The 22765-nt window shown below is 56.1% G+C and carries 20 protein-coding genes; all 20 read right to left on the bottom strand.

Annotated features, from left to right (window positions below):
- Nucleotides 1-18: 18 nt before the first annotated feature.
- Nucleotides 19-657, bottom strand: coding sequence for a DivIVA domain-containing protein (locus H8S45_RS01280; RefSeq protein WP_054325953.1), 639 nt, complete (start codon nt 655-657; stop codon nt 19-21).
- Between the two features lie 85 nt (nt 658-742).
- A complete protein-coding gene (locus H8S45_RS16825; protein ID WP_082396650.1) occupies nt 743-1012 on the bottom strand; it encodes a YggT family protein in 270 nt (89 codons plus the stop codon).
- Nucleotides 1013-1024: 12 nt separating this feature from the next.
- The gene (locus H8S45_RS01270; protein ID WP_054325952.1) at nt 1025-1489 is read right to left on the bottom strand and encodes a cell division protein SepF; all 465 of its coding nucleotides are present in this window, start codon (nt 1487-1489) and stop codon (nt 1025-1027) included.
- A gap of 20 nt (nt 1490-1509) precedes the next feature.
- Nucleotides 1510-2235: a YggS family pyridoxal phosphate-dependent enzyme gene (locus H8S45_RS01265; RefSeq protein ID WP_107630499.1), complete on the bottom strand. Its 726-nt coding sequence runs from the start codon at nt 2233-2235 to the stop codon at nt 1510-1512.
- Nucleotides 2232-3488 (bottom strand): HlyD family efflux transporter periplasmic adaptor subunit, encoded by a 1257-nt coding sequence (locus tag H8S45_RS01260; RefSeq protein WP_054325950.1) that lies wholly within the window; start codon nt 3486-3488, stop codon nt 2232-2234. The genes H8S45_RS01265 and H8S45_RS01260 overlap by 4 nt, the downstream gene beginning before the upstream one ends.
- A gap of 18 nt (nt 3489-3506) precedes the next feature.
- Nucleotides 3507-3758, bottom strand: coding sequence for an RNA chaperone Hfq (gene hfq, locus H8S45_RS01255; RefSeq protein WP_199855207.1), 252 nt, complete (start codon nt 3756-3758; stop codon nt 3507-3509).
- A 30-nt stretch (nt 3759-3788) separates the two neighbouring features.
- A complete protein-coding gene (gene miaA, locus H8S45_RS01250; protein WP_054325948.1) occupies nt 3789-4730 on the bottom strand; it encodes a tRNA (adenosine(37)-N6)-dimethylallyltransferase MiaA in 942 nt (313 codons plus the stop codon).
- A gap of 11 nt (nt 4731-4741) precedes the next feature.
- Entirely contained in the window at nt 4742-6673 is a 1932-nt protein-coding gene (mutL, locus tag H8S45_RS01245) for a DNA mismatch repair endonuclease MutL (protein ID WP_147573683.1), read from the bottom strand.
- 47 nt (nt 6674-6720) lie between these two features.
- Complete coding sequence (gene mutS, locus H8S45_RS01240) at nt 6721-9312, bottom strand: DNA mismatch repair protein MutS (protein ID WP_147573682.1); 2592 nt, start codon at nt 9310-9312, stop codon at nt 6721-6723.
- Between the two features lie 14 nt (nt 9313-9326).
- Nucleotides 9327-10727: a tRNA (N6-isopentenyl adenosine(37)-C2)-methylthiotransferase MiaB gene (gene miaB / locus H8S45_RS01235; protein WP_107630494.1), complete on the bottom strand. Its 1401-nt coding sequence runs from the start codon at nt 10725-10727 to the stop codon at nt 9327-9329.
- A gap of 13 nt (nt 10728-10740) precedes the next feature.
- Nucleotides 10741-11409, bottom strand: coding sequence for a TIGR03936 family radical SAM-associated protein (locus tag H8S45_RS01230; RefSeq protein ID WP_054325945.1), 669 nt, complete (start codon nt 11407-11409; stop codon nt 10741-10743).
- Nucleotides 11402-13225, bottom strand: a complete 1824-nt coding sequence (locus H8S45_RS01225) for a TIGR03960 family B12-binding radical SAM protein (protein WP_186949474.1) — start codon at nt 13223-13225, stop codon at nt 11402-11404. The genes H8S45_RS01230 and H8S45_RS01225 overlap by 8 nt, the downstream gene beginning before the upstream one ends.
- A 103-nt stretch (nt 13226-13328) precedes the next feature.
- Nucleotides 13329-15779 (bottom strand): heavy metal translocating P-type ATPase, encoded by a 2451-nt coding sequence (locus tag H8S45_RS01220; protein ID WP_054325944.1) that lies wholly within the window; start codon nt 15777-15779, stop codon nt 13329-13331.
- A gap of 3 nt (nt 15780-15782) precedes the next feature.
- A complete protein-coding gene (locus H8S45_RS01215) occupies nt 15783-16157 on the bottom strand; it encodes an ArsR/SmtB family transcription factor (RefSeq protein ID WP_242977793.1) in 375 nt (124 codons plus the stop codon).
- Between the two features lie 123 nt (nt 16158-16280).
- Nucleotides 16281-17174 carry an SPFH domain-containing protein gene (locus H8S45_RS01210; RefSeq protein ID WP_054325942.1) on the bottom strand — a complete coding sequence of 298 codons (894 nt, stop codon included), beginning with the start codon at nt 17172-17174 and terminating at the stop codon, nt 16281-16283.
- Between the two features lie 29 nt (nt 17175-17203).
- A complete protein-coding gene (locus H8S45_RS01205; protein WP_054325941.1) occupies nt 17204-17662 on the bottom strand; it encodes an NfeD family protein in 459 nt (152 codons plus the stop codon).
- A gap of 145 nt (nt 17663-17807) precedes the next feature.
- Nucleotides 17808-19433, bottom strand: coding sequence for a chaperonin GroEL (groL, locus tag H8S45_RS01200; protein ID WP_054325940.1), 1626 nt, complete (start codon nt 19431-19433; stop codon nt 17808-17810).
- Nucleotides 19434-19452: 19 nt separating this feature from the next.
- Complete coding sequence (locus tag H8S45_RS01195; protein WP_054325939.1) at nt 19453-19737, bottom strand: co-chaperone GroES; 285 nt, start codon at nt 19735-19737, stop codon at nt 19453-19455.
- A 156-nt stretch (nt 19738-19893) separates the two neighbouring features.
- The gene (locus H8S45_RS01190; RefSeq protein ID WP_147573681.1) at nt 19894-21051 is read right to left on the bottom strand and encodes a THUMP domain-containing class I SAM-dependent RNA methyltransferase; all 1158 of its coding nucleotides are present in this window, start codon (nt 21049-21051) and stop codon (nt 19894-19896) included.
- A gap of 104 nt (nt 21052-21155) precedes the next feature.
- Nucleotides 21156-22718, bottom strand: a complete 1563-nt coding sequence (locus H8S45_RS16700; RefSeq protein ID WP_147573680.1) for an oligosaccharide flippase family protein — start codon at nt 22716-22718, stop codon at nt 21156-21158.
- Nucleotides 22719-22765 lie beyond the last annotated feature (47 nt).

Genomic DNA, 22765 nt, shown 5'->3' with positions numbered 1-22765 from the left:
GTGTCAGTCCTTTCGCTTTTACTTTACTTCTTTCGGATCGTAATCCGCGCCAAATTTCAGCTCGCCAAAGTCAAATTTGCGTGTCGCATCCGCGATCGGCGCATCAGCCTTTTCCAGCGGAGCCGCTTCCGCACTGGATGGCGCCGCAGCAGCCTGCGGTGCTTTTTCCGATGCCTGCTCGGCTGACGCCGGCTGCGGACGGACTAACTTCTCCCCCTTCGCCAGCTCTACAAGCGCCTTGGCCTGCGCCTGATAAACAGCGGAAACGCGCGCTATGAACTCGATGGTGTTCTTTTTTGCAGCCTCGAGCTTCTGCTCCTCAAGCTGTATCTCGTCCTGCGTGCTTTTCACCTTGTTTTCGGTTTCATTTTTGGCGACGGAAACGATTTCCTCCGCTTCCTTTTTCGCCTTGTCAATCGTATCCTGCGCTATGGTCTGCGCACTCATCAGCGCCCGGCGCATGCCGTCCTCCACACCGCGGTACTCCTCTATTTTATCGACGAGTACTTTCATTTTCGCTTTGAGTGCAGCGTTTTCCTTTTGCATGGAGGCGAATTCTTCGGCGACCCGCTCTAAGAACGTATCGACTGATTTCATGTCGTATCCGCCGAAAACCGCTTTTTCAAAACCAATTTCCTGAATTTCCTGCACCGTCATATAGTTTTCCTCCGTTATATTCTATATCCGCCGTTTTACGGGAAAATGGCCGGGCTTTGCCCGACCACTTCGCTTTCCCCATAAATTACAAGCTGTAAAGCAGCATCAAAACCAACTCAAGGGTAAAAAAAGCGAGCAAAAAAGCAATGTCAATCGGAACGTTTCGCAACGACCGGACCCCGTCCAGCAAATGGCGGAACGGTAATACCAGCGGTTCTGTGACCGTATAAAGGAATTCATATATCTTTGAATCCCTGCCCTGAGCGAACCAAGACATAATTGCCCGCGCGAAAAGCAAAAATTCCAAACATCGAACGATCGACGTGACAAAATTCAAAATAAAAAGATTTATCACAGCGGACCAACCTTAAAAATACATGCCGCTGCTTTCCAGCTCATCGATCAGGTCCCCCATAATATCGACGTTATAGGGCGTGATGATATATGTGCTGTTGGCAACTTTTTTTATTTTCCCCTCATTTGCGTATGCCACGCCGCTCAAAAAATCAACCAGACGACGGGCAACATCCTTATTGGTCTGCTCCAAATTGAGGACAACCGTGCGCTTATCTTTCAAATGGTCTGCGATCTCCGCCGCATTCTCAAAGCGGTCGGGCTTTACAAGAACAACAGCCAGTTGCGTTGTGGCGTTGATATTGACAACTTTATTGCTGCGGCGGGACGAAACCGTGTCGGAAGCGATACTGTCATAAGCGGAAGGCGAGCTGCCCATCACAGGCTCTTCGCTGCGCTTACGGGGCAGTTCCTCCTCGAACTCATCTTCGATTTCCTCGCCCTTTACCCAATCGATAAAGCCTTTGATCGAACCCATACCAAGTTCCTCCTTACGTTTTAAGGCGAGACGATCTGATAAGGCCGCGCGCCAAAGATCGCCGTGCCAATGCGAACCATGTTCGCACCGCACGCAATCGCCGTTTCGAAGTCATTTGTCATACCCATAGACAAATAATCCATATTTACATTATCGTATTTTTTCGTCAAAATGTCAACAAATACTTGGTGCATTTCGGTGAAATAGCTCAAGTTTTTTGATGTTTGGTCAGCGATCGGCGGAATCGCCATCAGGCCGCGGATGTGCAGCGACTTTTTTTCACACAATCTGGAAACCGCGTCATCCAGTTCTTCTAGTAGCAGGCCGCTTTTGGCAGCCTCTCTGCCAATATTGACCTCCAGAAGAATATCCTGTCGGATGCCGCGCTTTTCCGCTTCCCTGGCGATCGCCTCGCCAAGGCGCACCGACCCAACGGACTGGATCAGGGATACTTTGCCGATCAGGTATTTGACCTTATTGGTCTGCAGTGTACCGATAAACTGCAGGTCAGCCCCTGCATAGGCATTCTGCTCGTATTTATCGAGCAGCTCCTGCACCCGATTTTCCCCACAGACGCGGATGCCGCATGCGATAGCGGTGCGCACCCGTTCAGCGTCATTCATTTTGGACGCGGCAACCAAAATAATATCCTTCGGGTCGCGGCCGACTTTTTCCGCTGCGGTGTCGATCCTTTCCTGTACGGCCTGTATCCGGCTGTAAAGCTCGCTTTTTTCCTGTTCTGTCATGTTCTCACCACCATATTATTTTGCAGATTTTTACCGCGGACAATGATTTGATCCTTTGCAACCAGCGCGCCCGCATCCGTTGCGCTCTGCTCCACAACATAATAAGAATCTGTTTCGTACAATTTATGGATCGTTTTGAATTTTTCAACCGAGCCGCTTAAAATGTATACGCCGATTTCATTGCCATCCATGCGCACCGCCTGCTTGGGAACGCGCAGGCCAGTATAGGAGGCGATAATGATCTCTATCGGCTGGCTCCTCATAGAAACCATCTCATTGTCAAAGCTTGTCCCCTCCAGCACGACCAGAGCGGTTTCACTGTTATGCTCCTTGATGATGGAATATACCGATACCGGCGCTTCCATAGAGGCCTGTGTGAAGTTTATACGCAGGTTTTGCCCTTCTGTAAGCCGGTTCGCGTCTTCGGTGGAAACCTCTGAAACAAGATACCAGCTGAATCCCTGAATGATTTTCCCCATGGAAGAGGAATCCGCCTGTACCTTTCCCTGCTGCGTCAGCTCGTGGAATGTGTCGATTGTCAGCTCATCCAGCACTTCCGGCGTCAATATTTGTTCATACCCATCCACATTATCCGAAAAATAGCCGGAAAACGGTGCAGTAAGCTGGCTTGTCTTGCCGGAAAGCTGCGCGTTCAGGCTGTCCCGTTCGGCTGCCAGTGCATCCCGCTCCGCAGTAATTGCAGCGGTATCGATATGCCCTGATTCCCGCCGGAGTGAAAGGGTACGGAGGGAATCCGCAGAAGCGGACAGCGATATCCCCGAACCGCTGCGGACCTGGCCGGCCATCTGCTGCAGGGCAAGCGTAATCAACTGGTCAATCTTTGCCGAATCCGCTTCGTCGTTCGACGATTGCAGCGCGGCATCCAAAAGCTCAATTTTATTTTCCAGAGGCTCCAACTGCCGGCTGATGGCAAGCGCCGCTTCATCCGCATAGATGGTTGCGAGCGGCGCGTCCTTCTGGACGCGCTCCCCGCTGTAAACGATATGTTTGGCCGATTCCCCCGTCCGTCCCTCGATGGGCGCTTCATCGCGGAAAAACCAACCGACTGCGTTAAAGCTGTCGTTGACCGAAACCTGAACGGCCGGCTCGGTTTCCAGCCCGCCGAAATAAGCGGAAAAGATTTCAAAAAACACATAGGCAAAGATAACGGCGCCGGCGATGACAAAGGCGAGCCGGTTTCCATAATTGCGGCGTTTCTTCTTTTTTCGCTGGGGAATTCTTTCTTCTTCCATGCTGAGTCCTCATATGTATTATTCCGCCGGCAGGTGCTCCTCCCTCTGAGTAAACAGATCGACACGCCGCTGCGGAATGATCGTTGATATTGCATGCTTATAGATCATCTGCTGTTTCCCATCGGTTTCCAGTATGACAATAAAATTATCAAATCCACGGATGATTCCGCGCATCTGAAAACCGTTTGTCAGGAAAACCGTTATCGTTTGTCCCTGCTGGCGCAGCACGCTCAGCATCCTGTCCTGCAGATTGATTTCGTTTCGCACAATGATTCCTCCAATAATTTACATTTTCTGGTATCATTGTACACCGAGTTTTTGCAGATAATTTGTCGCATCCTGTAATACGGAAGCAAAGTCCTCGCTATTATTATAATAAATCCAGTGGATGTTGTCATCTCTTTTTAACCAGGTAAGCTGCCGTTTTGCATAATTTCGGCTGCGCTGCTTGAGGAGTGCAACGCATTCCTCGAGCGACTGTAGACCCTCCAGATATCCCAAAAGCTCTTTGTAGCCGATGGCCTGCGCGGCTGTTCCGGTCAGCGCGCCCTGCATCCAGAGGCGTCGTGTCTCCTCCAGCAGTCCGTCTATCAGCATTTGATCGACGCGGCTGTCGATCCGCTGATACAGCGTTTCCCGCCTTGCCGGACAGACGCCGATCTTGGCCGCCCGATACTTTGGCGCGGACCGTTTATGCAGGCGGTTCAATTGCTGGATCGTCATGCCGGTCTGTTCGTACACCTCAAGCGCGCGGATCACGCGCTTGAGGTTATTGGGATGAAGCTTGCCCGCGCTTTCCGGATCAACTGCGGACAGGCAGGCATGTACCGCCGCGTTCCCCTGCTCCCGCGCCATCCTCTGATATTTTTCCCGCACGGAAAGATCGGTTTCGTCGCCGGAAAAAGTGCTGCATTCTATCAGCGCGTCCATATACAGACCGGTTCCGCCCGCGACAATCGGTATCCTGCCGCGCGCCAGAATGTCCTGTGCCGCCGCATCCGCCAATTCCACATAGCGCGCAACGGAAAAAGGCTCGTCAGGCGCACAGATATCCAGCATGTGATGCGGAACGCCCTTCCGCTCCCCTGTGGTCGGCTTGGCTGTGCCGATGTCCATTCCCCTGTATATCTGCATGGAATCGGCTGATATGATCTCGGTATGCAGTTGTTCCGCCAGTGCAACAGAAAGCGCTGTTTTACCGCTCGCGGTAGGGCCGCAGATGCAGATCAGACGGTTTTCCATGGCTTTCTCCCTCATTGATTGACGCGCTTGAAGAGCTTATCCAATTCGTATTTCGTTAGCCGCACGGTGGTTGGGCGCCCGTGCGGGCAAGAGCGGATATTTTCGTCTGCCAGAACACGGTCGCAGAGGTCTTGCAATTCAATCTGCGTCGTTGCCCTGCCAGCCTTGATCGCCGCCTTGCAGGCGACCGTATGGATCAGGTCGTCCAGTTGGTCCGGCACGGTTGCGCGGCTGTTCATCGCCTTTTCAGCCAGCTCGCCGATCACGCTTTGCACGTCTCCGCTGTCCAGATAGGCCGGTACGCTGCGCACGGCAAAGCTGTTTTCACCGAACGGATCGATGGAAAACCCCGCTTTCCGAATATCGCCGAGCCGAGCCTGTATCGCCGCCGCTTCCTCTCCGGTCAACTCCACGATTACCGGCGCAAGCAGCTCCTGCTGCGGCATATCGGTTTCCGCGCGCATTTTATTGAACAGGATGCGTTCATGCGCGGCATGTTTATCGATCAGAATCAATCCATCCTTGTCCTCCGCGATCAGATAGGTCTGAAAGCATTCTCCGATCACACGCGCGCCAGTGTCAAGCGGTTCAAGGCGCGGCTCCTGCGGCGCAGGAGCGGTGGACTGCTGCTCCTGCGCTTCCGGACGCGATTCAGCGGCAGGCGCAGGCTCATGGACCGGATAGGGACGAAATGTGTGCTTCGGCGGGTCTCCCTCCCAGATGCGCGGCGCGGCAGCATAGCCGGTATAGGGGCGCGGCTTCTGCGCACGCGGCGGCACGGAAACCAAAAAGTCTTCCAGTTCAGGCGGTTCTTCGGCAGTGGCCTTGGATACGGGTGCAGTGGAAAAAGAGGGGGCCGGAACCGCGAACCGTTGCTGCTCCTGCGTCAAATGGTCCTCTCTTGGTCTGGCGGGAGCCTCCTTTTCCCTGTGTTCGAGCCGCGGCATATTGTCATTCGCCGAGATCGCGTTTTTGCAGGCAATATAAACTGCCTCAAACACCGGCTTTTCCTGTGAAAACTTTACCTCGGTCTTGGCGGGATGGACGTTTACGTCCACCGCTGCGAGCGGCAGCTCGAGAAACACCGCGCCGGAGGGATATTTGCCGGTGATGATAGCGTTGCGATAGGCTTCCTCCAGCGCGGCCTGCATCAAGCGGCTTTTGACATAACGCCCATTGACAAAGAAATGTTGCATCGATCGGTTGGGCCGTCCTGCGTGCGGCTTCACAATATAGCCGTATACGGTCATGCCGTTGCGTTCGGTTTTCGGCACTTCGATCATATTGGCGGTCATCTCCTTGCCGAATACAGAAAATACCGGCGCAAGAAGCTTACCTTTCCCGTCCGTGGAAAATACCTGTTTTCCGTCCCGAATCAGTGTAAAAGCGATTTCCGGATGGGAGAGCGCGGCATGCTGCACCACGCCAAGGATATAGCCTGCCTCGGTGAAATCCTTTTTGAGGAATTTCATGCGCGCGGGCGTGTTGTAAAACAGGTCGCGCACAACGATTGTTGTGCCTTCCGGACAGCCCGCTTCCTCGTTTGCCTGTATTTCCCCTGCTTCCAGATGCAGATGGAGGCCGGCGAGCGCGCCCCCCTGGCGGGTGAACAGGTCGATGCGCGTGACCGATGAGATCGCCGCGAGCGCCTCTCCGCGGAAGCCCAGCGTGCCGATTGCGGCCAAATCTTCCTCTGTTCGCAGCTTGCTGGTCGCATGTCGGCGGAATGCGATGGGGGCGTCCTCCGCCGACATGCCGCAGCCGTTATCCGCGATGCGCAGATAAGTGATGCCGCCGCTTTCGATTTCCACCGTGATGCGGGTCGAACCCGCGTCGATCGCGTTTTCGATCAGCTCTTTGGCGACGGAGGCCGGTCGTTCGACCACCTCGCCCGCCGCGATCAGGTCGGCCAGATGCGGGGATAATTCATGGATAATTGCCATCGTTACTTCCTTTCAGGATACAAGGTCAAGCATAATAAGACACCCTATCAAACCAGCTTTTTCAACTCATACAGCGCGTTCAGTGCCTCGATCGGGGTCATTGTATCCACCTGAAGCGCGCGCAGCCGTTCGGCGACCGCGTTTCCGGAAAGGCTGTCCATTGTCATTTGCGGCACTTCGTCCTCTTCCGCGACCGCGCGCAGCTCGATTTTGGGCATGGTCGCTTCCAGGTCCGATAGCACGGCCTTGGCGCGCTTGATGACCGCGTTCGGAACACCCGCGAGCTTGGCAACCTCGATGCCATAGCTGTCATCCGCGCCACCGCGCACAATTTTGCGCAGGAATGTGATGTCATCACCGCGCTTTTTGACCGCGATGTTATAATTTTTGACGCCCTTTACCAATTCTTCGAGAACGGTCAGCTCATGGTAATGTGTGGCAAACAGGGCGCGCGCGCCCACCTTTTTCTTGTCAGCGACATATTCGATCACCGCGCGGGCGATGCTCATGCCGTCATAGGTCGAGGTGCCGCGGCCAATCTCGTCCAGAATCAGCAGGCTGGATTTGGTTGCATGCTTCAGGATATCCGCGACCTCGCTCATCTCGACCATAAAGGTGGACTGGCCGCTGGCCAGGTCGTCGGATGCGCCGACGCGTGTGAACACCCGATCGGCCACGCCGATATGCGCGGAGGAGGCGGGCACAAACGAGCCGATCTGCGCCATAATTGTGATCAGCGCGACCTGGCGCATATAGGTCGATTTCCCCGCCATATTGGGGCCGGTGATGATGGCGACACGGTTTTCCCCGCTGTCCAGCACTGTATCATTGGGGATGAATAGGCTGTCCGCCAGCATTTTTTCCACCACCGGATGACGTCCATCCCTGATCTCGATGCGGTCGGTAAAATCCACGATCGGACAGGTGTAGTTGTTGTCGCAGGCTACCTCTGCCAGCGCGCACAGCACATCAAGCGCAGCGACCGCCTGCGCGGTTTTCTGAACGCGATGCACCTCGGCGGCGATCTGTTCGCGGATCGTTACGAAGACCTCGTATTCCAGCGTTGTCAGCCGCTCCTGCGCGCCCAGCACGGTGCTTTCGAGCTGCTTGAGTTCCTCAGTGATATAGCGTTCGCCGTTGGCGAGCGTCTGCTTGCGGATATAATCCTCCGGCACAGCGTCCGCGTTGGATTTGCTGACCTCTATGTAATAGCCGAATACGCGGTTATAGCCGATCTTGAGCTTGCTGATACCGGTCCTTTCACGCTCGCGCTGCTCGATCGCCGCGATCTTCCCCTTGCCGCCGGAGGCGAGGTCGCGCAGGTAATCGATTTCTTCATGGTAGCCAGCACGGATCAGGCCGCCCTCGCGCAGTAGGATGGGAGGCTCGTCCACAATGGAAGTCTCGACCAGCGCGCGGATATCCTCCAGCAGGTCGATGTTGGCCGTCAGCTCCTGCAGCATGGCCTGACCGAACAGCGCCGCCTGCTCCCTGATCGCAGGCAGGCACGCGATCGTGGACGAAAGTGCGCGCAGGTCGCGGCAGTTGGCCGTGCCATATGTCACGCGGCCGATCAGCCGCTCCATGTCGAACACCCTTTTAAGCGCGTCGCCCAGCGCCGTACGGGCGATCAAATCGTCGCACAGCGCCCCGACCGCCTGCTGGCGGCGCACGATTTGAAGCGGGTTGTACAGCGGCTTCTCCAGCCATTGGCGGATAAGGCGCGAGCCCATCGCGGTTCGTGTTTTATCAAGCACCCAGAGCAGCGTCCCTGTTTTTTCCTTGGTGCGCATGGTTTCACAAAGCTCCAGATTGCGGCGCGCGATCAGATCCAGTTCCATATACTGCCCCTGGTGGTATACCTCCAGATGATTGAGCGCGGCAAGGCTTGCCTGCTGGGTCTGCTCCAGATAGTCAAGCAGGCCGCCCAGACATTGTATGGCCCGAGGTAGGGCAGTCAGGCCCGCCGCATCGAAATCCTCTATGCGAAAATAATAGGAGATGCGCTCGGAAGCACGCTGCGCGCCAAAACAATCCTCCGGCATCGGCTCTACCAGCGCTTCCAGCCGTTCCTTCAAAAAAGAAAGCAGCGTTGCGTCAGCCACTGCCATGCCGCCGACCAGTACCTCACGCGGACCGAAGCGTCCCAGCTCGCTGAAAATATGCTGCCAGCTTTCCGAGCCGGTCGCATAGACCTCTCCGGTCGTGATATCCGCAAAGCATACGCCAATACCGCCCTGTTCCGCGTAGATGCAGCCAAGGAAGTTGTTGCGGCTTTCATCCAGCATTGATGCTTCGACGACCGTACCCGGCGTCACCCTGCGGATAATCTCGCGCTTGACCAGTCCTTTTGCCAGCTTGGGGTCCTCCATCTGTTCGCAAATGGCAATGCGGTACCCCTTTCGCACGAGCTTTGCGATATACCCCTCCGCGCTGTGGTACGGCACGCCGCACATGGGCGCGCGCTCCTCCAGGCCGCAGTCACGGCCGGTCAGCGTCAGCTCAAGTTCGCGGGAAACCAGTTTGGCGTCGTCGAAAAACATCTCGTAAAAATCACCCAGACGGTAAAAAAGGATGTAGTCCTTATTTTTGTTTTTGATTTCGAAATACTGCTTCATCATGGGCGTGAGTTCAGCCATTATCGTACCTCTTTCTACAATTTTCGCGCAAACAGGCAGCGAAGCGTTGTCTTTTCGATCTCAGCTTGGATAAATTCCCCAGTTTGGATACCGTCTCCGCATACGCAAACGAGCAGGTTCCCCTCCGTGCGCGCGGTATAGGGATAGTCGGGGCCTTTGGCCATACCGTCCACCAGCAGACGGAGCCGCTTCCCCTGATAGGCAGCCTGCCGTTCCGCGACGATCTCGTCCTGTACGCGGAGCAGCCGTTCAAAGCGCCGCTGTTTTTCCTCCGGCGTCACCGGATCCTCGTACGAGGCCGCCGGCGTGCCGCTTCTCGGGGAGTACAGGAAGGTAAAAAGCAGATCAAACCGCACCTCGTCGACCAGCGCAAGGGTCTGTGCAAAGTCCTGCTCGGTTTCACCCGGGAAGCCGACGATGATATCGCTCGAAAGGGTGATATCAGGCATCTTTTGCCGCGCGTCTTGGATCAGGGTACGATAGCTTTCCGCAGTGTAATGCCGGTTCATGCGGCGCAGAATCTCGTTACTTCCCGACTGGAACGGCAGATGCAACTGCTTTGCCACCTTTTCACAGTCCGCCATGGCGTCGAACAGCCTGGGGCTAGCATCCTTGGGATGGCTGGTCATGAACCGCAGCCAGAAATCGCCGGGTACGGCGTTCAGCCTTCGCAGCAGGCCGGCGAAATCGATATTTAGCCCCAGGTCCTTACCATAGGAGTTGACGTTCTGGCCGAGCAGCGTGATCTCCTTGTATCCCGCGGCGATCAGCTCGCGCAGTTCCCTTTCGATTTCCTCCGGCCGGCGGCTCCGTTCGCGGCCGCGGACATAAGGGACGATACAATAGGTGCAGAAATTATTGCACCCGTACATGATGGACAGCCACGCTTTCGCGCCGCGTGCGCGCAACACAGGCAGGCCCTCCGCGATATCGTCCTCCCCGCCGATATCGAACACGCGCTTTTTTTCCGTCAGCACGCGGTACAGCAGCGACGGGAACCGCCACAGTGCGTGCGTACCGAACAGCAGGCTAACCTGCGGATAGCTTTTTTTGATCTTTTCTACGTTTTTCTCCTGCTGCGCCATACAGCCGCACAGGGCGATGATAACCTCCGGCCGGCGCTTTTTCAGGTGGCTGAGCGCGCCGATATTGCCGAACGCGCGGTCCTCCGCATGCTCGCGTACCGCACAGGTGTTGAACAGGATAAAATCCGCCTCATCGGCATTGTTGGTCATCTCGTAGCCCATTTCGTGCAGCATGCCGCGGATGCGCTCGGTGTCCGCCTCGTTCTGCTGGCAGCCAAAGGTGTGCGTATAGGCGCGCGGGCGTTTGTCTCGGATCAGCCCCGCTACCGCATCGATATAGGTAAATTGTTTATCAAGCTGTTCTTTAGAAACAGTAACTGGAGCGGGCATTTTATGCCTCCTCTTATCGGAATGGGGTGCCGTCAGCCGTAAATACGTTCATGCGGTGATACGCGCTGAACGGGATATCGTACTGCGGCAGATACTGCCGGATCGCCCTTGTCAGGTATTCCGGACTCATGTTATTGTTGCCCGCGGCGGTGGTGACGACGGCGGTCACCTCGTCTCCGCTTTCGGAAACGGTTAAATCGCACATCAGGTCCTTCATATTGACCGTCTTTTCCCCGCGCTTGGAGCGCTTGATGATTTCGACCGACGGGCGACAGAACAGCGCGCGCACTGCGCCGGTAAAGCCTGCGGGAGCCGCATCCTCAAAGCCCCAGGTGATGCGGTACTGCGACCATGCAATCGCGCCGACCTTCATTCCCCCATCCTCGAGGGGGTAAATCTCAATCGCGCGCAATCCCGCGGGGAACACGTCGTTGAGCGCTTCCACCGCGTTTTCTGGAACCACTTCGGAGGTGATATTGAAATCCAGGAATTCACACTCGCCCGAATAACCGGTTGAGAGCGGCAGGGCGACCGACACATAGGCGTGCTGGTTGAAGCCCTCGGTAAACCACAGCGGCATCTGACAGCGCGCCATCGCTCGCTGCATAGTGTGCATCAGGTCGAGGTGGGAAATATACTTTGCCCGCCCCTCCTTGGCAAATTTCATTCTGGCCTTAAACACAGCACTTCCCTCCTTTCAGCAGGGCGTTCGCGCCGCAGCCCGCGCATTTGTGCATGCAGTCGGGCGTGACCGCCGCTTTGCGGGACAGCTCCCATTCGCGCTTGAGGTGCTCCTTGCGTGTGCCGCAGCCGATGTGGTCCCACGGGAACACCTCGTCCAGCGGGCGCTGGCGGGACGCGTAGAACGCAGGGTCAAGTCCGCAGTCGGCAAAGGCTTGCATCCATTTTTCATAGTCAAAGCACTGATCCCAGCTGTCCATCTTGCAGCCGCGCTGCCAAGCGAGGTAAATCGCCTTTCCCTGCCGCCGGTCGCCGCGGGCGATCACGCCCTCAAGCACTGAAGTCTCGGCGTCGTGCCAGTTGTAGGTGACGTTTTTGGTCTTCATGATGACCTTCATATGTGCCTGCTTCTCGCGGAACTGTTCGAGCGTATCCTGCGCGTCCCACTGGAACGGGGTCTGCGGTTTGGGTACAAAACAGGAGGCCGAGGCTGTGATGCGCACGCCGCGCGCACGGTTATTGGTATTCATGCGCCAGCAGTAGGCCACCTTTTTGCAGATTTCCGCGATACCGTCCAGATCCTCATAAGTCTCGGTCGGCAGGCCGATCATGAAGTATAATTTTACATTGTTCCAGCCGCCCTGAAACGCGATTTCACACGCGTGCAGCACGTCCTCCTCGCGGATGTTCTTGTTGATCACGTCGCGCAGGCGCTGGGTACCTGCCTCGCAGGCAAAGGTCAGGCCGCTTTTGCGCGTTTTCTGCACGCGCTGCATCAGTTCGGCGCTGAAGCTGTCCGCCCGCAGCGAGGGCAGCGACAGGCTGATGTGCCGCGGCTCACAGTAGTCGAGCATGCACTCGGTCAGGCCGGACAGGTCGCCGTAGTCGCTGGTGGACAGCGAGGAAAGCGAAATCTCCTCATAGCCCGAGTTTTTGAGCACGGCCTCCGCCTGCTTCAGCAGCACCTCCTTGGACTTGGTGCGCAGCGGCCGGTAGGTATGCCCTGCCTGGCAGAAGCGGCAGCCGCGCGGGCAGCCGCGGAACAGCTCGATCATCGCGCGGTCGAACACGATATCGGTCGAAGGAACAACAAAGGATTCCGGATAGTACATGGTGTCCAGATCACTGACGATGCGTTTTTGCACCAGCGCGGGCGCGCCATGCGTGGGCGTAACGCGGTCGATGGTGCCGTCCTCGTGGTAAGCGACCTCGTATAGCGAAGGAACGTACATGCCCTCGATCTGTGCCGCCTGAATCAGGAAGGTCTGCTTGGTCCAGCCCTCGCGCTTGGCCCTGCGGTACAGGTCGGTGAACTCGAGCATGATCTCCTCGCCGTCGCCGATCATGAACAGGTCGACAAAATCCGCGAGCGGTTCTGGATTGTAAGCACACGGCCCACCGCAGGCGACCATATGTTTCAGCTCCGTGCGGTTTTTCGCCAGCACCGGCACACCGCCGAGGTCGAGCATATTCAAAATATTGGTAAAGGAAAGCTCGTATTGCAGGGTGAACGCGATGATATCAAATTCATAAAGCGGATCGCCGCTTTCCAGACCGTAAAGCGGGATGTCCGCCTGCCGCATTTCCTCCTCCATGTCGATCCACGGCGCGCAGATGCGCTCGCACCAGATTCCTTTCTGGTCGTTGAGCAGGCCGTACAGAATGCGGGAACCCAAGTGAGACATGGCGACTTCATAGGTGTCCGGAAAACAGAAAGCGAACCTGAGGTCTACGTCCTTTTTATTTTTCATCACTGATCCCCATTCGCCGCCGACGTAGCGCGCCGGCTTCTGTACGCGGGACAGGATGGCTTCCATCTTTTTGTGCAAGTCGTTTTCCTCCAAAACAAGATACAGAATCAGTATAACATAAATCGAGCAAAAAGACCATACCATCTTGAATCTGGCATGGTCTTTTTCTTTATTTGATGCCTAAAATGCGGGCCGCGTTGAGTACGGTCAGGATAGTAAGCAGAACATCTGCCGCGATTGCCTGCCACATGCTTGTCACGCCCAGGATGGTGAGCAGGACCAGGATCACTTTGATCGCCAGCACCAGCACCATGTTTTGCAGCGCGATATTGTGCGTTCTGCGGCAGACCCGCATGGCGTCGGAAAGGCGAGTCAGGCTGTTGGTCATAATCAGCACATTGGCGGCGTCCGCGGATTCCTGTGATCCGGCTACACCCATCGCCACACCGACGTCCGCCAGCTTAAGCTCCTCGATATCGTTTACGCCGTCACCCACATAAGCCGCCGTACCGTCCGTTGGGATCGTGCGGAGCAGGAATTCCATTTTCGATGCCTTTTCCTCGGGCAGCAGGCCATAGTGGACCGTATCGATTCCGACTGCGTCCGCGGTCTGCTGGGTAGGCGATTCGGTATCGCCGGTCAAAATGACCGTGCGCAGGACCCCTTGGCTCTTGAGGCCGGAAACCGCCTCCGCCGCTTCCGGACGGACGGTATCCTCAAGCACGATCGCGCCGGCATAATCGCCTTCATAGGCGACATAAACGACCGTGCCGCGGATATCCGGCACGCCCTTTACGCCGCGCGATACCATCAGCCGGCGGTTGCCGACAAGCAGGTTCCGGTTGCCGATGCGCGCGCGCACGCCCCGTCCCGGGAACTCCTCAAATTCGCTGATCTTTTGCGGCACGCTCTGATAAGCGGAAACGACCGCGCGGGCGACCGGATGCTTGGAGAGCTGCTCCGCAGCGGCGGCCAGCGCAAGGATGCTTTCCTGATTAAAATCCTGTGTTCCGTGGATCTCCTTGATACGCAGGTTCCCTTCGGTCAAGGTTCCGGTTTTATCGAAAACAACCATACGCAACTCGGCCATTTTCTCTACCGCTTCACTGCCCTTGACATGGATGCCCTTTTGCGACAGGCGGCCGCTTCCTCCCATAAAACTGAGCGGGACCGAAATTACCAGCGCGGTCGGGCAGCATACCACAAGAATCGTCAGCGCGCGGTAGACCCAATTCTGCATCGGGGTACTGGAATTGAAAAGAGGCGGGATGACCGAAAGGAGTATCGCCAAAACGACAATGACCGGAATAAAGCGCGCCGCGCCATGCATCACACTGTCCTCCAGAGAGGCTTTCCGGCCCGCCCCCTCCTCCTGTACACGCATGATCTGGCTGACCGCGCAGTCCTCAAATTTTGCGGTCGCCCGCAGCAGCAGCAAAGAACCGGTATACAGGCTGCCGGCCAGTACCTTGGCGTTTTTAACCACCGGTGCCGGCTCGCTGTCGCCAGTCAAGACCGTATCATCCACTATGCCTTCGCCGCGCAATACAATGCCGTCAATCGGGATGCGCTCGCCCGTCCGGACCAGAACAAAGTCGTCCACACGGATCTCGGCGGGTGTGACCTGCCGTTCTTCTCCCTGCATATTGACGACCGACGCCCGTTCTGGGATGAAATCAACCTGCTGGGAAAGCGACTTGTGCGTGGAACTGAGCACCAGATCGCTGATCATTTTGCCTACGCCATGCAGGATCAGGACCACGCTCGCTTCCGCGTGCAGCCCAAGCAGGAACGCACCGAACGAAGAAACCAGAATCAGCAGGTATTCGTCAAAATATTTCCCGTGGGTAAAGTTGCGCGCCACATTCGCGGCGATCGGCAGAACCGTGATCAGATAGGCGATCAGATACAGAATGAACGCGACCGTGTCGCTGGTACGCTGCAAAAGCAGCCCTAGCAGCAGGAAAACCACCGCCACTGCCAAACGGACCGAAGTAAAGCGAACATCCATCATAGACATGGGCTGATAAGGCTCCGCGCCGCCGCGTCGCGCGTTTTCCCTGCGCAGGCGGGTCTGCTCCCGCCGCCGCATTCGGGCGTGATACCGCGCGCGTTCGATCAGAGACATGCCCTCTGTCTCATCTGGCTGCTCAGGTTCATTTTGCACCAGAGCAAGGCTTTCATCCAGCGGAGGAAGCGCTTCGGTATTCTCCTCTTCAGCCGTCTCCCTCTCGGGTTCGGGCAGTTCCTCCTCTTCCGCGGCTTCCGGCTGTCCCTCCTCAGGAACGTCCTCTTTCGCTTCCGGCTGCTCCTCGTCCTGCGGCAGTTCTTCCTGCGGCGCCGAATCTGTTTTTTCCTCTGCCTCCTGCGGAGGAGTCTGTGCAGGCGCGGAACCGGCAATCGGCGTCGCTGTCAGCGGCTCTACCGGAAGCTCTGGAAAATCAGAAGCGCTTTCTTCAAGATCGGACAAAATATTTTCCACAAAATCGTCGGGAAAAGCGATCGGCCCTGCGGAAACCTGCGCCAGAAGCTCTTCCGGCGCGCCCATATTCTGCGGCGTTTGCCCTTCTTCACGATTTCCAGCCGGCTGATCCTCCGACCGGTTTTTCTTTTCGTCCATCGTCTATCCCTCCTGTACATGCGCAATGCCCTGTGCCAAAATTGTCTGAATGTGGTCATCGCACAGCGCATAATACACGGTTTTTCCATCTTTCCGGCTCTTTACCAGACGCGCCTGCTTCAAAAAGCGGAGCTGGTGGGAAATCGCGGACTGGCTCATCCCCAACAGCGACGCAATATCACAAACGCATAATTCCTCTATTGCCAGAGCGGTCAGGATGCGCAGCCGTGTTTTATCGGAAAACGCCTTAAAAAAATCTGAAGCGGCCGATGTGATCTCATCTCCCGGCATCGTGCTGCGCGCCTGCCGTACAGCATCCGTATGGACGATATGCTCCTCGCAGCATTCCACCTCGGTTTGATTCTTTCTGACTGCCAACGAAACCCCTCCCGAGACACATAAGTACCTATTAAAGTATAGTATCATTCAAAAGCCAATCTGTCAAGAATACAGCAAAAAACCAGCCCGCCGGAGCATATCCGGCAGGCTGGCCGCCACGGCTTACTTTTCGGTTTTCGGATCAGTCATAACTTCCTTAAATGAAGTTGCCAATCCTGCAAGGCTCTGTATTTCGCTCGGAATAATGATTTTTGTCGCCTTGCCGTCCGCTGCGTTGCTGAACGCTTCCAGCGATTTCAGCTTGATGACCTGTTCGGTTGGAGCAGCGTTGTTTAGGAGGGAAATCGAATCAGCCAGCGCTTTTTGCACGGTCAGCAGGGCTTCCGCCTCGCCTTCCGCTTCCTTGATTTTTGCCAGGCGGTTGGCTTCTGCCGCCAGAACGGTCGCTTCCTTTTCGCCTTCCGCTACCAGAATAGCGGACTGCTTTTTGCCTTCTGCCACCAGGATGGATTCGCGGCGCTCGCGTTCGGCCTTCATCTGCTTTTCCATGGATTCCTGAATTGCCGCCGGCGGGATGATGTTCTTCAGCTCCACACGGTTGACCTTGATGCCCCACGCATCCGTAGCCTCGTCCAGAATCGCGCGCATTTTGGTATTGATGATGTCCCGGCTGGTCAGCGTCTGGTCCAGTTCCAAATCGCCGATAATATTGCGGAGCGTCGTTGCCGTCAGGTTTTCGATCGCTGCCATCGGGCTTTCGATACCGTATGTGAACATCTTCGGGTCCGTAATCTGGAAATAGACAACAGTATCGATCTGCATGGTTACGTTATCCTTCGTGATCACAGGCTGTGGCGGAAAATCGACGACCTGCTCCTTGAGCGTCACCTTGCGGGCGATCCGCTCAAAAAGCGGCACCTTAAAATGCAGGCCTGTGTTCCATGTGCCGCGGTATGTGCCAAGCCGCTCCACGATAAAGGCTTTCGCCTGCGGTACAATAACAATATTGCTGCCCAGAAAAACAATCAGCAGGATCGCCAAAACAATCCAAATCATCGGAACTAAATAAGGCATAGTGTTCTCCTTTACTTAACTGAATCTTTATCCAACCTTTTTACGATCACCTTGACGCCGCGGATTTCCAAAATTTCGACCATTGCGCCCTGCGGGACAAGGGAATCATCCGCGCTGCGTGCAGTCCATATATTTCCCGATATACGGACTGCGCCAGTTTCGCGGATATTGTCAATCCCCTCCGTTACGATAGCAGATTGACCAATGATGCGGTCTGCATTGGTCGCTTCCTTTTTGGTCTTGAGGAAGCGCCGGCAAAACGGACGGACCAGCAGAAGCAAAACCGCGGAGAACAAAACGAAGATGACCAACTGCGCGGACATCTCCAGCCCAATACTCGCGGCGATCAACGCTGCAACGCCGCCGACCGCAAACCAGATTGCCGACAGGTCCAGCGAAAAAGCTTCAACCGCAACGCCGATGATGATAACAGCCACCCAGATATAGAGACTGTCAACGCCAAAAATCATATTTACTATCCCCTCCTTTGCTCCAGTATATCATGACCGGCGGTAAAAGTACAGCAAAAACAAATGAGGGCTGTGTCCGTGCCTATGAAAAAAATACTCCGACTTTAATTGTCGGAGTATTTTTTCAACCGAACGGGAATTTGGATTAATACATGCCGCCCATATCCGGTGCAGCCGGAGCCGGAGCCACAGGTTCCTTCTTATCCGCAACCAGGCTCTCGGTGGTCAGCACCATGGAAGCCACGGACGCCGCGTTCTGCAGCGCGGAGCGGTTAACCTTGGTCGGGTCGACGATACCATTGGTGATCATATCGCCATATGTCTCGGTCGCCGCGTCAAAGCCATAGCCGACCTTGCCGGAATTCTTGACCTTATCGACAACGATTGCGCCTTCAATGCCCGCGTTGATCGCAATCTGTGCCATCGGCGCCTCAAGGCCGCGCGCAACGATCTGCATGCCGGTCTTTTCGTCGCCCTCGGCGGTCTCGGCCAGCGCCTCGACTGCTGCGATCGCATTGACATACGCAACGCCGCCGCCGGCTACGATACCTTCCTCAACAGCCGCGCGGGTCGCGTTGAGGGCGTCCTCGATGCGCAGCTTCTTCTCTTTCATCTCAGTCTCGGTAGCAGCGCCGACCTTGATGACCGCTACGCCGCCCGCCAGTTTCGCCAAGCGCTCCTGCAGCTTCTCACGGTCAAAGTCGGAAGTTGTGCGCTCGATCGCGCCGCGGATCTCGGCTACGCGGTTGGCGATATCCTGCTTGTCGCCCGCGCCATCCACAATCGTAGTGGTTTCCTTGGTGACCTTGATCTGACGCGCAGAACCCAGCATATCCATGGTGGCGTCCTTAAGCTCGATGCCGATCTCTTCGGAGATCACCGTGCCGCCGGTCAAGATCGCGATATCACGCAGCATATCCTTGCGGCGGTCGCCGAAGCCCGGCGCCTTGACCGCAACACAGGTGAACGTGCCGCGCAGGCGGTTAACGATCAGGGTGGACAGCGCCTCGCCCTCGATATCCTCGGCAATAAGCAGCAGCTTCTTGCCGGACTTAACAACCTGCTCCAGAATCGGCAGCAGCTCCTGGATGTTAGACAGCTTCTTGTCCGTAATCAGGACCAGCGCATCGTCCAGATTTGCTTCCATCTTCTCGGTATCCGTGCACATATAGGGGGTGACATAGCCGCGGTCAAACTGCATGCCCTCGACAACCTCGGAATAGGTTTCCGCAGTTTTGGACTCTTCCACCGTGATTACGCCGTCGGTCGAAACCTTTTCCATCGCCTCCGCGATCAGCTGGCCGATCTCGTCATCGCTGGAAGAGATCGCACCGACACGGGCGATATCATTGGAGCCGTCAACCGCCTTGGAATTCTTGGCGATCGCTTCTACCGCCGCATTGACCGCCTTGGAAATGCCGCGACGCATGACCATCGGGTTTGCGCCCGCAGCCACGTTTTTCAGACCCTCTCGCACGAACGCCTGCGCGAGCACGGTCGCGGTGGTGGTGCCGTCGCCCGCCACGTCGTTAGTCTTGGTCGCAACTTCCTTCACAAGCTGCGCGCCCATGTTCTCATAGGGATCGTCAAGCTCGATCTCCTTGGCGATGGTGACGCCGTCGTTGGTGATCAGCGGCGCGCCGTACTTCTTGTCCAGAACAACATTGCGGCCCTTCGGACCGATCGTAACTTTAACGGTATCGGCGAGCTGATCGATGCCGCGCTGCAGCGCCTTGCGCGCGTCCTCGCCGTAAATAAGCTGTTTCGCCATGATAAATTACCTCCTCAAATTACTCTACGATTGCAAGAATATCGCCCTGACGAACGATGATGTAGGTTTCGCCGTCCAGCTTGACCTCTGTGCCGGTGTACTTACTGGTAATGACCTTCTGGCCCTTCTGGACCTCCATTTTGATCTCCTTACCATCGACAACGCCGCCCGGGCCGACCTCGATGATTTCAGCGACCTGCGGCTTTTCCTGCGCAGACGCGGTGAGGATGATGCCGCTGGCAGTGGTCTCCTCCGCCTCGATCATCTTGATAACAACACGATCAGAAAGGGGCTTGAGTTTCATAACGGGTTCCTCCTATAAAAATTAAAGTTGACTGAATCAGGGTTTAGCACTCTTTCGTCCTGAGTGCTAACTCGATTATTATATTACATCAACTCTTTTCGTTGTGCAAGAGTTTTTTTGGAAAAACTGACATAAAATTTATGAATTTTTTGTGAATCACTTTGACCCGTTTTCTCGTTTTTTAGCAGACGAATGCATTGAGTGCTTATAGTACATATGAAGCTCGCATTTGATCATGCCGTTATACAGCTTCCGCCTTTTATCCGCTGGCCGGCTGTAACAGCGCTCAAACAGCGGGTCCGAGCTTAGAATATACTGCTTCATCGGTGATTTCCCTGTTGCGCGTCCGAACGCACGATAGAGCGCTTCCGCCTGCTGCACATCGAGCAGCCGTTCGCCATATGGGGGATTGGCAAACACCACCCCTTCCCCGCTGTAATCGTGCTGCACAGCATCTACCTGCTCAAAAAACACCGTACCCGCAACGCCCGCTTTCCGTGCGTTCTCCATGGAAAGCTGGACGCATGCTGGATCGATATCGCTTCCAACAATCGAAAACCGCGCGCCGCCATCCGTCAGGTCGATGGCCGCTTCGCGAGCCAGCCGCCAGGCGTCTGCGTCAAGGCAACCCCATTTCTCCGCCTCAAATGACCGAAGCAGCCCGGGCGCGCGCCGCTGGGCGATCATCGCCGCTTCAATCGCAATCGTTCCCGAACCGCAGAATGGATCCAGCAGCGGTTCTCGTCCACGCCAGCGTGCCAGCTTGACCATGGCTGCCGCGAGCGTCTCCCGCAACGGCGCGGCGTTGCTGTTTGCGCGATATCCGCGCTTATGCAGCCCCAGGCCGGAGGTATCCAGAAATACCTCCGCTGTATCGCGCATAATGGAAAACTGTATCTGGTATTTCGCGCCGGTTTCCTCGAACCAGGATAGACCATAGGCATGTCCCAAACGTTCCACCACCGCTTTTTTCACGATCCGCTGGCAGTCCGGTATGGAGTGGAGCGCCGAATCCAGGCTGTACCCCTTGACGGGGAAGGACCCGTCCCTCGGAATAAACTGCTCCCAAGGCAGCGCGCGCACACCCTCGAACAGAGCGTCGAAGCTTTTCGCGGAAAACACGCCGAGACGGATCAGGACGCGCTCCGCACAGCGCAGGTTCAGATTGGCCCATGCGAGCGTATTTTCATCTCCCGCAAATAAAACCCTGCCGTTCTCGGCATGCACTTCCTCCAGCTTTCCCCCGAACCGAAGTTCGTCCGCGACGATCCCTTCCAGCCCGAACAGAGTCGGGCAGCACATGGTCAGTTCCATTCGATTCCCTCTTTTCTTCCGAAAAAAAGCCCCTGCCGCTGCCGGGCAGGAGCCGTTCTGTTGTACTTAATCTTATCCGTTCAGGGGTATTTTGTCAAGACGGTCTACCACATACAGACGTTTGGCATCTGTGGCTTTTCGATTCTGCGGGACAGATATCGGATCAGACGTATGCCCAACAGCCGCAGCACAACGACGTATAGAAGCCCTGCGCCGCACACTGTCGCCCCCAGTGCAGCAATATCATTCATGAGGTACTCTTGCAGAACAGAGTAGAAAATCCGCGTCCAGCAAAAAAGGGTAGCGCCGCATAGTAGCGGAACGCCAAAGCGGCGCAGCGGCCGGACCGCGAAGCCGGTATGCCGCTGCAAAATGCAGAAATTGATTAGAAACGCACCCGCGCTGGTCAGCAGCATGGCGAGCAGATAACCGTAAATGCCGAGTGTCGGCCGTGCGCACCAGCGATACATCAGGCAGAGCTGGACCAGCTCCGCGCTGACTGCCGTGACCACATTCAAATGCTGCAGCCCGAGCGCGTTCAACAGGCTGCCGGACGACATCTGGTAGTAACTGACGATTGCGACCGCTCCCAGCAGGGCTACATAACCGGCCGTCAACGGCTGGCCAAAGAAGAACTCGCTCAACTGCGGCGCAAGCGGAATCAGCACCGCTGTAGCAGGCAGCGCAATCAGGCCGACGGTGGAAACCGATCTGCCGATTAACGCCTGCACGCGCTTGATATTCCCGACCGCCTGCGCTGCGGTGACTGCCGGAAGCAGAGCGGTGCAGACTGAGCTGACCAGCGCCACTGGAAGAAGAAGCAGAGGCATCGCCATACCGGAGATTACACCGAGTGCCGAGAGTGCCTGTTCATAGGTCAGTCCGGCCACCATCAGCCGCTGCGGAAGCAGGACCGAACCGGCCGAGCTGATGATATTGCCGACCAAAGCCGATGCGGAAAGCGGCAACGCGATAAAGAAAAACTGCTTGCTTGTCTCTGCGTCGAGTCTTCCGGCGCGCTGACCAGCCGCTATATTTTTCTGGAACAGACGTGTCAGGAACAAAGCGCTGAACACTTCGCTCACCACCATGCCAGCAAAAATCAGCATAGCGATCGTTCCGTAATCCTCTCCCTGGTATTCATATAACAGGATACCGACTGATAAAATCCGGATCAGTTGTTCTCCTACCTCGGAATAGGCGGTAAACTGCATTTGTTCCAGGCCGATAAACAGGGACTTGAAGATATTCTCCACACCGGTCAGCGTGAGGCATAATAGAACGAACGGGAACGCCTTGGCGCACCGGATATCTCCCAGCCATCCGGCCGCGATCCTGTTTCCGAAAAGCAGGATGACCGCCGCGCAGAATGTACATAGTGTAAAAAAAACTGTGAACGCCAGCCGGAGGATCGCACCGATTTTTCCGCGCTCTCCCCTTGCCTCGCTGGCCGCGCTCAGACGGGAGCAGGCCATGGTCACGCCGGAAAGGCAGCCGGCATTGAGTACCAGATAGGCGGAATTGACCAGGCGGTAAACGCCAAGCCCCTCCGCGCCGGCAAAGTGGCTGAGGATAACGCGATAAAGGAATCCCAGCGCCTGCAGCGCCAAATTGCCGCAGGCAAGGATTCCGGCCGCATATAGAATCGTTTTTTTCTGAATCCGCACGGCATGACCCCATTTCACTTTAAGGCTATGCCGAGTTATGCACGGAT

It is taken from the genome of Agathobaculum faecis, assembly GCF_014287995.1.
GTDB classification, from domain to species: Bacteria; Bacillota; Clostridia; order Oscillospirales; family Butyricicoccaceae; genus Agathobaculum; species Agathobaculum ammoniilyticum.
The sequence above is the reverse complement of the archived record's forward strand: the minus strand, read 5'-3'. Positions and strand labels throughout refer to the sequence as shown.